A 13,361-nucleotide genomic window follows, 5' to 3' on the forward strand; every position below is an offset into this window, starting at 1 on the left:
TCCACGTCGCTATCGCGTAGGGAAGGAACGACCATGGACCAGCTCAGCGTCGGCGTCGCGGACCCGGCCGCGCTCCAACGGGCCTTTCGTGCCGTGCGCGACCACACGGAGTTCCTGAGTGCGGCCCTTTCGCCGGAGGATCAGGCGATCCAGTCCATGCCCGATGCCAGCCCAGCCAAATGGCATCGTGCGCATACGACCTGGTTCTTCGAGCAGTTTCTGCTCCTGCCGCATGATCCGTCCTACCGGCCTTACGACGAGGCGTTCGGGTTTCTGTTCAATTCCTATTACGAAGCTCTGGGCGCGCGCTATCCGCGTGCGACGCGCGGGCTGGTGACACGCCCGGGTGCGGTGGCGGTGTCGGCCTACCGCGCGCATGTGGATGCGGCGGTCCGCCGTCTGATCGATTTCGTTCCCGGCACGGCGGGCACTCTGGTGACGCTCGGTCTGCATCACGAGCAGCAGCATCAGGAACTTCTACTCACGGACATGCTGCACGCCTTCGCGCAGAACCCGCTCGCCTGGCGTGGCGACGGCATGCCGGTCGTGCCAGGCTGGTCGGCCCCACGGGGGGAGAACGGTCCGACGGTCTTCGTGAACCGCCCTGACGGTATCGTGGAGATCGGCCATGCCGGGGGCGGGTTCGGTTTCGACAACGAGTTCCCCCGTCACCGCGCGCTGTTGCAGCCGCATGCCCTGGCGAACCGCCTCGTCCGCAATGCCGAATGGCTCGACTTCATGCGGGCCGGTGGCTACCGGCAGGCGGCGCTGTGGATGTCGGACGGTTTCGCGACGGCGAGATCGGAAGGCTGGGACGCGCCGCTGCACTGGCGGCCGGACGGGGAGGGCGGCTGGTTGCAGGTCTCGCCGGGCGGCCTGTCCGCGGTCGACCCGGAACAGCCTGTCCGCCATGTCTCCTGGTACGAGGCCGACGCCTTCGCGCGCTGGTCGGGGGCGCGTCTGCCGACCGAACACGAACTGGAAGCCGCCGCCGGCGATCTGCCCGAGTTCCACGGCCATGTCTGGCAGTGGAGTAACAGCGCCTATCTCGCTTATCCCGGGTTCCGCCCCATCCCGGGTGCGATCGGCGAGTACAACGGCAAGTTCATGATCAACCAGATGGTGCTGCGTGGCTCTTCTGCCGCCACCCCGCCCGGCCATGCCCGCGACAGCTACCGCAATTTCTTTCAACCCGAGAAGCGTTGGCAGATGACCGGCCTGCGGCTGGCGCGCGACTCCTGATCCCTGTCTCGAGCGAGAATTCATGCCCGATATGCCGACGCCGCCCGACGTGACGGTCGAGATCCTGTCGGGTCTCTGCGCCGCACAGAAGACGCTGCCCGCCAAGCTGTTCTACGACGATGTCGGCTGCGCCCTGTTCGAACGCATCACGCGCCTGCCTGAATACTACGTGACCCGCGCAGAGAATGCGCTGCTGGCCCGCCATGCCGCCGAGATCGCCGCGCACGCACCGATCGGTGCCGCCCTTGTCGAATACGGCGCCGCGGACGAAAGCAAGGGCATGAGGCTGGTGGATGCCGGCACACGGGCCTTCACCGCCTATGTGCCGATCGACATCGCCCCGGGGGCGCTAGACGCGATCGTTTCTCGAATGGGCGAAAGCCACCCGGCGATGCCGGTGCTGCCCGTCGCGGCGGATTTCATGCAGCCGCTCGTGCTCCCCGCCACCCTGTCCGACCGACCCTGTTTCGGCTTCTTCCCCGGTTCCACCATCGGCAATTTCCGGCCGCCGGCCGTGCATCGCTTTCTCGGCAACGTGCGCGAGACCCTGTCCGGAACAGCGGCGCCGATGTTGGTGGTCGGCACCGATCTCCGCAAAGACGAAACGATGCTGATCCCGGCCTACGACGATGCGGACGGCGTTACGGCACGATTCAACCTCAACATCCTGTCGCACGTGAACCAGATCGCGGCTGCGGACTTCGATACGGCGACGTTCCGTCACCGCGCCCGCTGGAATGCCCACGAGGGACGCGTGGAGATGCATCTGGAAAGTCAGGCGGATCAGCGCGTCATGGTCGCCGGGACGCCGATCAGCTTCCGTCGTGGCGAGACCATCCATACGGAAGACAGCTACAAGCATACGCGCGAGGGCTTTGTCGCCCTCGCGCAAGCCGCCGGATGGCGATCAGGCGGTTTTTGGTCCGACCCGGACGGGCTGTTCGGGATGCATCTGCTGCTGGGCTGATCCGATCCCGATCCAACCGGCCTGCTTGGAGGCGATGATGTCGAAACGCCGGAACGTGACGGGCGTGTCGACAAGGCGGTCGATCGCCTCCAGCACGCCGTTATTGGCGATGCCGTGCAGATGCGCTTCCCGCGCCGCATCGTCCGGAAAGGTGTCGAACACCGCGTAGCCGTTCTTGGCCGTGCGCAAGGCATACCAGGCCAGGGTCTTCGGTTCGGTCGCCGCATTCTCGCGCGCCTTGACGAGAGCCTCGCCGAAATCGCGTCCACCGCCGAGTTTGGTTTCGATCTCCGCGTAGGTGCCGACGGTCGGAACCGCATCGGCATCCGGCACGATGGCGGCGACGATCTCCGACATCGAGACGTGCGGCATGCCGTGCAGGCTGGTCATGGTCTTGATCACCAGACCGCGCCCGATCGCACCGGCGATATGCTTGATACGCCCCATCGCGCCGTCGAACGTATCGAAGATGCCGAAATGGTTCTCGTCGAAGCGGATCGCGTACCAGTCCCGCGTGTCCGGCTCATCCTGGGCCTTGGCGAGGGCCTTCTCAAGAAAATCCCTGATCTCCTCGGTGGTGGACTGCTTGGCTTCGACTTCCACAAACAAGGCGTTGGGCATGGCACGACCTCCTCCTTTTGTTGGAAACGAAACAGATCGAGCCCGGCCAGGGTTTCACCGCCGCACAGCAACGCTCCAGCCCAGCGAGGCGCTATCGCCCGGTGCGATCCGCAGCAATCCCGGCTTCTGCTCGAACGGACCGTCGAACGCTTCCGGGCTGGCGAAACCATGCCAGGGCTCGATGCACAGGAATTCCGCACCGGGCTTCGACCAGATGCCCAGCGCGCTCATGCCGTGCCAGCCGATCAGCAGCGCCAACGGCGCATCTGGTGCCTCGAAGCGAACCGAACGGCTGTTCGGGTTAAGCAGGATCACCGCATCGTCCTCGAACAAGGCCGGATCGAGCGGCAAGGAATCGTGCCGGATCGGTGTCGGATGGGATTGCTCCGTCAGCAGTCCGGCCTCCACCCGCCGGATCGGTTCCGGTTCCGGTCGCTCGAACACCAGGCGGTGCGAAAGCGGGTCCACACCGTCCGCGAGTGGCCAGCGAAAGGCCGGATGCGCGCCGACCGAACAGAACAGCGTGTCGTCGCCGGGATTGCGGATCAGGTAGTCCACATGCAGCGTGTCGCCGTCGAGGCGGTAGCCGATCTCCAGGGCGAACGGGGAGGGAAAGCGCTTCGCGCTCTCAGCGTCGGATAGCAGCGAGAGACGGCATCCGCGCGCGTCGCGGGAGACCCAGTCGAACCGGCGGTCGCGTGCGAACCCGTGCTGGCTCATCGGATAATCGCGCCCGCCCTGGCGCAGCGTGTCGTTCTTCAGCCTGCCGACGATGGGAAACAGAACCGGCGCGTGACGCTTCCATTCCGGCCCGGCCTGCCACAGCATTTCGCGGCCGCCCGCTCGCAGCGAGCAGAGTTCGGCACCCTCCGCTTTCACCACGAAAGCGAGATCGCCATGGCCGAATGCATGCGTATCGGGATCGCTCACGGGAAAACTCCTTCTCCGGTGCCTGCAATGAAGAACGGGTTGGCGAAATCGCTGTCCGCCGGCTGATTGCGCTTTCCGTAGCGGAGCGGCGCGCCGTCGACGGTCCGCACCCATCCGCCGGCGGCACGCAGGATCGCGTCCGCCGCCGCCGTGTCCCATTCCATGGTCCTGCCGAGACGCGGATACAGATCGGCGGTTCCCGCGGCCACCAGACAGAACTTCAGCGACGATCCGGCCGAGACCAGCGCGGAGACGCGATGGCGCGCGATGAACGCATCCGTCTCCGCGGTTCGGTGCGAGCGGCTGGCGACGATCACCAGCCCGTCCTCGGGTGGCGTGCGAACATGAATCCGCCGGTCGCCCTCGAACGCCCCGTCGCGATCGCCATGGAACAGCCGTCCGAGGGCCGGCGCTGACACCACCCCCACCGTGGGCACGCCGTGTTCCACCAGGGCGATGTTGACGGTGAACTCGCCCGAACCGGCGATGAATTCGCGCGTGCCGTCCAGCGGATCGACCAGGAAGAACCGGTCCGAAGGCGGCGGCACGCGCCCCGCGGCGACGGATTCCTCGCCCACGACAGGAATGTCCGGAAACGCCTCCGCCAGGCGACGCAGGATCAGCGCCTCCGCCTTCTCGTCCGCCTCCGTGACCGGCGACCCGTCCGTCTTGCTGCACGCGGTGATCCTGGCCTGGAACAACGGCAGGATCAGCGCGCCGGCGTCCTCCGCGATGGAGATCAGGGCGTTTTTCATGCGGTCAGGCAAAGCAGGTGGATGTGTCGCCGGTCAAGCGGCGGCGGCACCGTGTCCGATGGCGATCGCGACCGCCTTCCTCTACGAGAGCGGCATCGGAGAGCGAGAAGGAGGGCCGGGATGGACGATCTGCTGGTGGAGGTGCTGCGCGGCGATCAGGTCGAATCCCGCCATCTGGGCAGCGCCGTCGTGGCGGATGCCGATGGGCGGGTGGTGTTCGCCGCCGGGGATGTGGAGGCACCGACCTTCACACGCTCCACGGTGAAGGCGCTGCTGGCCCTGCCCCTGGTGGAAAGCGGTGCCGCGGACCGGCTCGGCCTCGACGATCGCGCCCTCGCCCTGGCCTGCGCCTCGCACGTCGGTCTCGCCGCTCATGCCGAGATCGCCGCCGCCATGCTCGCGCGCGCCGGGCGCGACCTGTCCTGCCTTGAATGCGGCGCGCACTGGCCGACCGCGCGCGAAGGGCAGGTGGCGCTGGCGTCGCGCGGCGCGTTGCCGACCGCCCTGCACAACAACTGTTCCGGCAAACATGCCGGCTTCGTCTGCCTCGCCTGCGATTCAGGCGAGGCGGTGGAGAACTATATCCGGCCCGAGCACCCGGTGATGAAGCGCACCACCGCGGCCTTGGCGCGCGCGACGGACACGGTGCTGGACGAGCGCAACCGCGCGACGGACGGGTGCGGCATCCCGACCTACGCCATGGGCCTGCGCGCCCTGGCGACCGGTTTCGCCCGCTTCGGCAGCGGCGCCGGCCTCGACGCCGATACCGCCGAGGCGGCGCGTCGCCTGCGTCGGGCCGTCGCGGCGCATCCCGAGCTGGTGGCCGGGCCGGGCCGGTTCGACACCGTGCTGATGAACGCGTTCGGCGAGCGTGCCTTCAGCAAGATGGGCGCGGAAGGCCTGCAGGTGATCGCCCTGCCGGAACACGGGCTGGCGATCGCGGTGAAATGCGCCGACGGGGCCGCGCGCGGGGCGGAGTCGGCGGCAGCCTCTCTGGCGGCCCGCTTCCTGGGCGAGAACGAGGTGCTGCGCCGCCTGTCGCACCCCGTGCTGCGCAACTGGACCGGAACGGAGGTCGGCGCCCTCCGTCCGGTGATCTGACCCTGATCCGGGGCGGTTCGCGCGAAACGCCCCGGTGTCAGGATCAGCGGCGTGGATCGTGCGGTGCGGCCGCGTCCTGGTGCGACGGCCGGTGCCTTGCATAGCCGAGATAGAACGCGCCCGCGGTGAAAATGAACGCGCCGACGGCGTTGCCCAGCGTGACGGGGATCTCGTTCCACAGCCACCATTGCGACAGCGAGACCGGCGCGCCCAGCATCATGCCGATCGGAATGGCGAACATGTTCACCACGCTATGCTCGAAGCCCTGGCTGACGAAGATGAAGATCGGTAGCCAGGCGCCCAGGATCTTGCCGATGGTGGAGGTCGACGCCATGCCCATCACCGAACCGACGCTCACCATCCAGTTGGCGAGGATCGCCTTGGCGAACACGGTCACCAGCCCGGCGAAGCCGAGCGCCTCGTAGACCTGCGTCTTGGACACGGCCAGCGCCCGCAGCTTGTCCGCAACGGCGCCGCCGGCGACATGGCCCGCTTCCGTGGTGGCGATCCAGTAGATGCAGGCATAGATCAGGCTTCCCGCCAGATTGCCGAGGAACACCAGCGCCCAGTTGCGCAGCACGGCGCCCCAGCCGATGCGGCCCGCGAACAGCGCCACCGGCAGCACGGCGAAATTGCCGGTCAGCAATTCGAGGCCGAGCACGATGATCAGCGCGAAGCCGGCCGGAAACAGCAGCGCGCCGACCACGAACTGCCCGGTCTGCGCCGCCAGCAGGAACGCCATGGAGGTGACGAAGGCGAGATAGGCGCCGGCCAGCCCGGAGCGCACCAGGATCTGCAACAGGGGCAATCCGGCCTTCACGCGGCCGCTTTCGACGATGTTCTCCAGCACGTCCGCTGGCTTGACGTAGTCCGACATCAGGTTCGCTTTCCTTGCCCGGCCATCGCTCGACCGGGCGGTTTTCGCCGCACGCCGGATCGCCGGAACCCAAGGGATCGGGAAAAGCGGAGAACGGCGCACGCACGGAGGGATTCGGGGCGGCCGTTTCGGGCCGGTCCTGTTCCGTGTCGTTCCATGTCGATGCCGTTCGCACAACGGACCGCGCCGGACGTGATGAGCTTCCACACGAGATCGGCGGATTCGGTGGCCGGAACGACACAGGCGCACCGAAACAAAGGTCCGGAACTGCGCATTCGCCAGATCGCAGTGCGAAGAGGACGCGTGACGACCGCTCGGGAAACGGGGCGACCTCTGCGGTCCCTCGACCGGCCCAGGGCCGCCGCAGCGGCATCAATCCAGAGACGGACGGCCGCGCATGCGTTTGGTGTCGCCGCGTATGGTCTTGCCGTCCATGCGACGGTTCTTGGAGCCGAGCGTCGGACGGGTCGGGCGGCGCTTCGGTGGGGGCGGTGCTGCCGCCTCCCGGATCAGCGCCACCAGACGATCCAGCGCATCGGCACGGTTGCGCTCGCGTGTGCGGTGGCGCTGGGCGGTGATCACGATCACCCCGTCATTGGTCAGCCTGTGCCCCGCCAGCCGCTCCAGCCGCGCCCGCACCGCATCCGGCAGGTTCGGCGAGCGCCGCGCATCGAAGCGGAGCTGCACCGCCGTTTCCACCTTCTGGATGTTCTGCCCGCCCGCTCCCGACGCGCGCAGGAACGACTCCGACAGTTCCTCCTCGTCGATCGACAGCCGGGGGGTGATGGGGATCAGAGCGATGACACGGGTCCATGCGACGGAAAGGGATGCGCGGCAGCATGTGGACGCGCGGCGCGGTTTCCGCAATCGTCGCGCCGCCCATGCGTCGGCCCGGTCCGGGCCCGAAGGCCGGAGAGAAGAATGACGAAGACCATGTTCTGCGGGGTGCTGCTGTCGGCGGCGATTCTGCTGCCCGCCGCCCACCCGGCTTTGGCGCAGCAAAGCTACCTGCAGCCGCCGGCCCAGATGGACGACAAAGGGCGCTGCGTCTACTTCTCCCGCCTCGTGCGTTTCACCGCCGAAAGCAAGAGCGTGTGCGACGAGGGGCGCAAGGTGAAGACCGGCCCCGTCACCGCCCATATCCTCGATCAATGCCTGGCACAGCTCGGCCGCGGCTTCGATGCCACCAGCATCACCGACATGACCGACGCCTTCGCCAGGCAGGTGCAGTCGCAGGGTTTCGGCAATGCCTGCAACCAGATCAAGGCGCAGGCCTGGGATCTGGTCGCACAGTAGGACGGTCACCGGCACGTCAGGCCTCGGCCGGCTCCTTGTCCACCGCCACCTGATTCCGGCCGCCGGCTTTTGCAGCATAGAGCGCCCGGTCGGCGGATGCGATCAGCGCGGAGATGGGCCCGTAGCCGTAGCGGCCCGTGGCAACGCCGACGCTGATCGTCACGCGGTCGCCCGTGACGGTCCGGTTCGGGATCGCGAGCTGGGAAACGGTCATCCGCAATCGTTCCCCGATCTGACGGGCCTGGGCGATCGTCGCGCCAGGAAGCAGAACCGCGAATTCCTCGCCACCGTAACGGAAGACCGTACCGTTCGATTTCGACAGCGCGCGATCCAGCGCCCCTGCCACCATGCGCAAACAGGCGTCCCCGGCGTCGTGGCCGAGACGGTCGTTGATCATCTTGAAATGATCGATGTCGATCAGAAGCAGGGCGATCAGAACACCGTGCTTTCCCGACCGGCTCCACAACTCCGTCAGATCGTTCTGGAAAGCGCGGCGGTTCGCGATCTCGGTCAGGTCGTCATACAAGGAAAGACGCAGCAGGCGATCCCGCGCCAGGGCCAGCGCATCCTGGGCCTCCAGGTGATGGCTTTCCGTGATGGCCGAGCGCACCACCATGAGACCGAGCGCCAGCGTCATGGCGATCACGCTGGCCACGAACTCCTCCCGCGCGATGCTCATGGAAAGCCACATCAGAAGCAGGGTGAAGAAAGCAGGAGTCGCTCCGTCCACCAACAACGTCAGCTGACGCCGGGTCTGCACCGGTCGGGGCTCGGGATCGGGCTCCGCGGCCTTAAGGAACAGCAGACTGAGGAACGGCACGTCGACCAGGACCGACATGAGCGTGGGGGCGAAACCCGTGCTCAAGGCAAAGCTGTTGTAGGCGTCGGTCGCACCCGCATACAGCAACAAGAAAAGCAGAGCGGCGCGATCGAACGCTGCACGCTGAAGCGAATGGGATCGCCCCATCACCCGCAAGGCGGCGATCGAGACCAGAGCCAGGTTCTCATAGTAGAGCAGCTTGATCAGACGCGCGCTGGAAACCGGGAGCACGCTCCGGTCCACGAACGGCAGGGCCGAAAACACGGCGATATAGAAGAGGAGCGCCGCCAGAAGACTCTGCGCGATGTCGATCCAGGCCAGCCGGCGCACGAGGCCGGGGCGATCCGGCAGAGCCAGGGCGGCGATCACGGCGATGCCGTAGGACAGGTAGAGAAACCCGGACAGGTCGGCGACGAACGGCGAAATATGCGAAACGCCGTCGGCCCAGGCCGCCGCGATCGACCCTGTGCAGTTGATGAGAAGCCCAGCGCCCAGCAGCGTCCACGCAATCCGTACGGTGGCGGTGCTGCCGCTGGCCAGTCGCCAGATCGCCACCACGGCCAGCAGCGGATCGGCAATCATGAACGGGTAGTCGAGCAAGCCGGCGCTGGACGTATCCAGCAGAATCGCCACCGCATGCGAGACCATGAACAACAGCGAAAGGCCGAGCCAGGGGCGCCACGCCGTTGTCAGCATATGTCGGTGGCGATCCTCAAGCCGGGCGCATGCCCAGCCGCCGGATCAGCGCCATGTCGCGGTTTGCCGCCGGATTGGGTGTGGTCAGGAGCTTCTCGCCATAGAAGATCGAGTTGGCACCGGCCAGGAAGCAGAGCGCCTGGGTCTCGTCGCTCATCTCCTCGCGCCCGGCCGACAGGCGCACATGGCTCTTCGGCATGGTGATGCGGGCGGCGGCGATCACGCGAACGAAGTCGATCGGGTCCACCGCCGCCACATCGGCGAGCGGCGTGTTGGACACCCGCACCAGCATGTTGATCGGCACGCTTTCGGGATGCTTCGGCAGGCTGGCGAGCGTGGCGATCAGGCTGGCCTGATCCTCCACCGTCTCTCCCATTCCGACGATGCCGCCGCAACACACGTTGATGCCGGCGTCCCGTACATGGGTAAGTGTGTTCAGGCGATCCTCGTAGGTCCGGGTGGTGATGATCTCGCCATAGAACTCGGGCGAGGTGTCGAGATTGTGGTTGTAGTAGTCCAGCCCGGACTGCTTCAGCCGCTCGGCCTGCCGTTCGTCCAGCATGCCCAACGTGACGCAGCTCTCCATGCCCAGCGCCTTCACGCCCTCCACCATGGCGCAGACGGTTTCCAGATCGTGATCCTTCGGGCTGCGCCAGGCGGCGCCCATGCAGAACCGGCTGGCACCGGCTTCCTTGGCTGCACGCGCATCGGCCAGAACCGCCTCCACCGCCATCAGACGGCTGGCCTTGATCGGCGCTTCCAGGGCGGCACTCTGCGGACAATAGGCGCAATCTTCCGGGCAACCGCCGGTCTTGATCGACAGCAAGGTGGAGATCTGCACGTCCAGCGGATCGAAATGGGCGCGATGGGTCGATTGCGCCCGGAACATCAGCTCCGGAAACGGCAGCGCCATCAGAGCGCGCACATCGGACGTGGTCCAGTCGTGACGCAGCCCGCCCGCCATCGTCACGCTTCCGCCTGTTCCGACGCGCGTGCCATCCTTCAGTCCGGCCTGGTCGATGATGCCGTCTGGCATAGTCGCCTCCTCAATCACTGCTCGATCGACGCATGTGCCATATCGCTGCGCGGAGGGGAAACCGATCCTTCCACCGACAAATGCGATTGATTATCACTAACGACTGTGACAGATCGGGCGCGATCCTGGAGACGACGCCATGCCTGTGTATGAACGACGACGCCTCCTCGCGGCCTGCAGTCTGACCGCGTTCGTGCTCGGCACCGGCGAGGCCGCATTCGCGGGCCCGATCCCCATGGCGACAACTCCGGCCGCCCCGGTGACGGCGGCGGATTGCGACATGCCCGGACAGGCCCGGACGGGTGCTTGCTCCAACGAAAGCATCGTGGTGCGCGCCAAGCGCCGCAACCAGACCGAGGTCCGCCTCGGCGGCCAGCTCGGCGCGCTCGGCGACAAGGACGGGCTCGACGTTCCGTTCAGCATCAAGAGCTACGGCGCCGCCCTGATCCTGAACCAGCAGCCGCAAACGCTCGGACAGGTGTTGGAGAACGATCCCTCCGTGCGCACCACCTTCGGCTACGGCAATTTCTCCGAGGTGTTCGTGATCCGCGGCCTTCCGGTCTATAGCGACGACGTCTCGGTCGACGGTCTCTATGGCGTGGCGCCGCGTCAGCTCGTCTCGCCGGAACTCTACGATCAGGTGCAGGTGCTGGACGGCGCCAATGCCTTCCTGAACGGTGCGGCGCCCGGCGGCTCGTCCATCGGCGGCGGCGTCAATCTGGTGATGAAGCGCGCAGGCGAGGAGCCGCTCCTTCGTCTCACCGGCACCTACGCCAGCGATTCGCTGGGCGGCGGCGCCATCGACATGAGCCGCCGTTTCGGGCGCGACAAGCAGTTCGGCGTCCGCATCAACGCCTCCGGTTCCAGCGGCGGCACCACGCTGGACGGCGAGCATCGCGACTCCACGACCGTCGGCGGCGCGTTCGACTGGCGCAGCGACCGGGCGCATCTGTCGCTGGACGTCGCGTATCAGAACAAGGGCGTGCGCTTCGGTCGCGCGGAGATCTTCCTGGCCCCGGGCCTCCAGGTGCCGAAGGTGCCCTCCAACACCCGCAATTATGGCGAGCGCTGGGCCTATACGCGGTTGAAGGACGTGTTCGGCGTCCTGCATGGCGACTACAAGCTGCTGCCAAACCTCACCGCCTATGCCGATGTCGGCGGACGCGACGGCTCCGAGAATGGCGACTATTCCTCGCTCACCCTCTCCAACGGCAGCACGGGCGCCGGCATCGCCGGCTTCCTGCGCGTGCCCCGCACGGACGACAACGAGAGCGTGCGCGGGGGGCTGCGCGCGAAACTCGCCACCGGCCCGATCCGGCACACGCTCGATCTGGGCGGCTCCGGTCTGTGGGAAACCGGCCGCTACGCTTATGCGTCCGCCGGCAAGTCCGCGGCCAATCTCTACACCCCGATCTACGCGCCCCTGCCCAAAATCACCGGCATCGGCGGCGACCTGGCCGATCCCTTCCCGATCAACCGCACCAACCTTGCCAGCGTCTACGGCTCCGACACGCTGTCCGCCTTCGACGACCGCGCGTCCCTGATCGTCGGCGTGCGCGAGCAGCGCATCGTGGTGAACAGTTATGCCTACGCCACCGGCCGTCTGAGCGCGCATTACGACGCCTCCAGGGCGACGCCGGTCGTCGGCCTGGTGGTACACCCCACCCGCGATACATCGCTCTATTTCAACCGGATCGAGGGGCTGGCGCAGGGCCAGATCGCCCCCGCCACGGCCGGCAATGCCGGGCAGTTGTTCCCGCCCTACACATCGGCCCAGTACGAGGTCGGCGCCAAGCTGGAGCGGTCGCGCTTCTCCGCCTCGCTCGCCCTGTTCCAGATCGAGCAACCCAGCGCCTTCAGCCGCCCGGGCGCAAGCGGCGTGCCGTACCTCGTGGTGGACGGAATGCAGCGCAATCGCGGCATCGAAGCCAGCGTCAGCGGCGATCTCACCCGCGGCCTGCGCCTGATCGGCGGCGTCACCCTGAACGACCCGGTGCTCACCAGAACGCTGAACGGCGCCACCGACGGCAACAAGGCGATCGGCATCCCGGACTACACGATCAACGCCAATCTCGAATACGACCTGCCGTTCCTACGTGGCGGCACTGTCACCGGCCGCGTGATCCAGACCGGAACGCAGCAGGTCAACACCGCCAACACGCTGCAACTGCCGAGCTGGACCCGGTTCGATCTCGGTGCGCGCTATACCTTCGTCGCGCAGAAACGCCCGGTCACGCTGCGCTTCGGCGTCGATAACGTCGCCAACGAACGCTACTGGGCGTCCTCCTTCGGCGGCTACCTGCTGCAGGGCGACGCGCGTACCTACAAGCTGTCTCTGTCCGTGGATCTGTAGGCGCCAGGCCTGTATCGGGCGCGGCGCCGGAAGACGGGTCGGGGAGGGGCACCCGCTTCTGCGCCCGATCCGAAACGAGGCGGACGTCAGAAGACGGCCGTCTCCCACGTGCGAAACCCGGAAGGCGTCATAGCGTGTCGCAAATCACGCTACACTTCGGCGCATCCCACCAATGACTGATGTTCTGAACCATATCGCCAGCAAAGGCTGCTGATCGAGTGTAAAAATACACTGAGAAAACAATTGCTTGCGGGATCGTTGCCTGTGGCACGGCGGCTGCTGAGAGGAGAGGGCAACCTTCCACATCAGGAGCCGACCATGGTCCGTATCGTCCGCCCCGCCATTCTCGCCGCCGTTCCCGCCCTGCTGCTGCTCTCGCTGCAGCCGGCCGCCGCCCAGGCCGATCCGGTATCGGCAACGGTGAAACTCTCCGACCTCGACCTGTCTACCCAGGCCGGCATCGACACCGCCAATCATCGTTTCGACGTCGCCGCGCACCGTGTCTGCATGGACGGCAGCTATTCCACCCTGGCCGGCAGCGCGGAAGACGAAGCCTGCCGCGCCGAGGTGCTGTCCAAATTCCAGCCCGCTCTGAACCGCCTCATCGCATCGGCCCGTCCGGCGAAGGCGAACGTGCAACTGGCCCGAGCCGGCGATTGAGCCGGCC

Annotated in this window: 13 protein-coding genes; 6 read left to right on the forward strand and 7 right to left on the reverse strand. The window is 66.9% G+C overall.

Annotated elements, in window-relative coordinates:
• Positions 1 to 33 precede the first annotated feature (33 nt).
• Positions 34 to 1,242 carry an ergothioneine biosynthesis protein EgtB gene (egtB, locus tag ACZ5BM_RS12200; protein ID WP_498908295.1) on the forward strand — a complete coding sequence of 403 codons (1,209 nt, stop codon included), beginning with the start codon at positions 34 to 36 and terminating at the stop codon, positions 1,240 to 1,242.
• Between the two features lie 22 nt (positions 1,243 to 1,264).
• Positions 1,265 to 2,209: an L-histidine N(alpha)-methyltransferase gene (gene egtD / locus ACZ5BM_RS12205; protein WP_498908296.1), complete on the forward strand. Its 945-nt coding sequence runs from the start codon at positions 1,265 to 1,267 to the stop codon at positions 2,207 to 2,209.
• On the opposite strand, the gene ACZ5BM_RS12210 is transcribed toward egtD, so the two are convergent.
• Genes ACZ5BM_RS12210 through cysQ form a run of 3 tightly spaced genes read right to left on the reverse strand, consistent with a single transcriptional unit; the run spans position 2,150 to position 4,515 of the window.
• Positions 2,150 to 2,830 carry a putative quinol monooxygenase gene (locus ACZ5BM_RS12210; RefSeq protein WP_498908297.1) on the reverse strand — a complete coding sequence of 227 codons (681 nt, stop codon included), beginning with the start codon at positions 2,828 to 2,830 and terminating at the stop codon, positions 2,150 to 2,152. The two genes, egtD and ACZ5BM_RS12210, sit on opposite strands and share 60 nt — an antisense overlap.
• A gap of 54 nt (positions 2,831 to 2,884) precedes the next feature.
• Positions 2,885 to 3,760 carry an aldose 1-epimerase family protein gene (locus ACZ5BM_RS12215; RefSeq protein WP_498908299.1) on the reverse strand — a complete coding sequence of 292 codons (876 nt, stop codon included), beginning with the start codon at positions 3,758 to 3,760 and terminating at the stop codon, positions 2,885 to 2,887.
• Positions 3,757 to 4,515: a 3'(2'),5'-bisphosphate nucleotidase CysQ family protein gene (gene cysQ / locus ACZ5BM_RS12220; RefSeq protein WP_498908300.1), complete on the reverse strand. Its 759-nt coding sequence runs from the start codon at positions 4,513 to 4,515 to the stop codon at positions 3,757 to 3,759. The genes ACZ5BM_RS12215 and cysQ overlap by 4 nt, the downstream gene beginning before the upstream one ends.
• Before the next feature lie 120 nt (positions 4,516 to 4,635).
• Here cysQ and ACZ5BM_RS12225 point away from each other — a divergent pair, with 120 nt between their 5' ends.
• Positions 4,636 to 5,616, forward strand: coding sequence for an asparaginase (locus ACZ5BM_RS12225; RefSeq protein WP_498908302.1), 981 nt, complete (start codon positions 4,636 to 4,638; stop codon positions 5,614 to 5,616).
• A gap of 43 nt (positions 5,617 to 5,659) precedes the next feature.
• Here the strand turns inward: ACZ5BM_RS12225 and ACZ5BM_RS12230 are convergent, their stop codons facing one another.
• Together ACZ5BM_RS12230 and arfB are read right to left on the reverse strand one after the other, a co-directional pair.
• Positions 5,660 to 6,493 carry a formate/nitrite transporter family protein gene (locus tag ACZ5BM_RS12230; RefSeq protein ID WP_498908303.1) on the reverse strand — a complete coding sequence of 278 codons (834 nt, stop codon included), beginning with the start codon at positions 6,491 to 6,493 and terminating at the stop codon, positions 5,660 to 5,662.
• Positions 6,494 to 6,865: 372 nt separating this feature from the next.
• Positions 6,866 to 7,360, reverse strand: a complete 495-nt coding sequence (gene arfB, locus ACZ5BM_RS12235) for an aminoacyl-tRNA hydrolase (protein ID WP_498908304.1) — start codon at positions 7,358 to 7,360, stop codon at positions 6,866 to 6,868.
• A 54-nt stretch (positions 7,361 to 7,414) separates the two neighbouring features.
• On the opposite strand from arfB, the gene ACZ5BM_RS12240 reads away from it, so the two are divergent.
• Complete coding sequence (locus ACZ5BM_RS12240) at positions 7,415 to 7,789, forward strand: hypothetical protein (protein ID WP_498908306.1); 375 nt, start codon at positions 7,415 to 7,417, stop codon at positions 7,787 to 7,789.
• A gap of 16 nt (positions 7,790 to 7,805) precedes the next feature.
• Here ACZ5BM_RS12240 and ACZ5BM_RS12245 read toward each other — a convergent pair whose 3' ends face one another.
• Together ACZ5BM_RS12245 and bioB are read right to left on the reverse strand one after the other, a co-directional pair.
• Complete coding sequence (locus tag ACZ5BM_RS12245) at positions 7,806 to 9,305, reverse strand: GGDEF domain-containing protein (RefSeq protein ID WP_498908307.1); 1,500 nt, start codon at positions 9,303 to 9,305, stop codon at positions 7,806 to 7,808.
• A gap of 16 nt (positions 9,306 to 9,321) precedes the next feature.
• Positions 9,322 to 10,269: a biotin synthase BioB gene (gene bioB / locus ACZ5BM_RS12250; RefSeq protein ID WP_498911611.1), complete on the reverse strand. Its 948-nt coding sequence runs from the start codon at positions 10,267 to 10,269 to the stop codon at positions 9,322 to 9,324.
• A 211-nt stretch (positions 10,270 to 10,480) separates the two neighbouring features.
• Between bioB and ACZ5BM_RS12255 the strand changes: the two genes are divergently transcribed.
• Together ACZ5BM_RS12255 and ACZ5BM_RS12260 are read left to right on the forward strand one after the other, a co-directional pair.
• On the forward strand, positions 10,481 to 12,694 hold the full coding sequence (locus ACZ5BM_RS12255; protein ID WP_498908308.1) for a TonB-dependent receptor: 2,214 nt from the start codon (positions 10,481 to 10,483) through the stop codon (positions 12,692 to 12,694).
• Between the two features lie 318 nt (positions 12,695 to 13,012).
• On the forward strand, positions 13,013 to 13,354 hold the full coding sequence (locus ACZ5BM_RS12260) for a UrcA family protein (protein WP_498908309.1): 342 nt from the start codon (positions 13,013 to 13,015) through the stop codon (positions 13,352 to 13,354).
• Positions 13,355 to 13,361 lie beyond the last annotated feature (7 nt).

Source organism: Lichenicola sp. GTC18331, assembly GCF_055386855.1.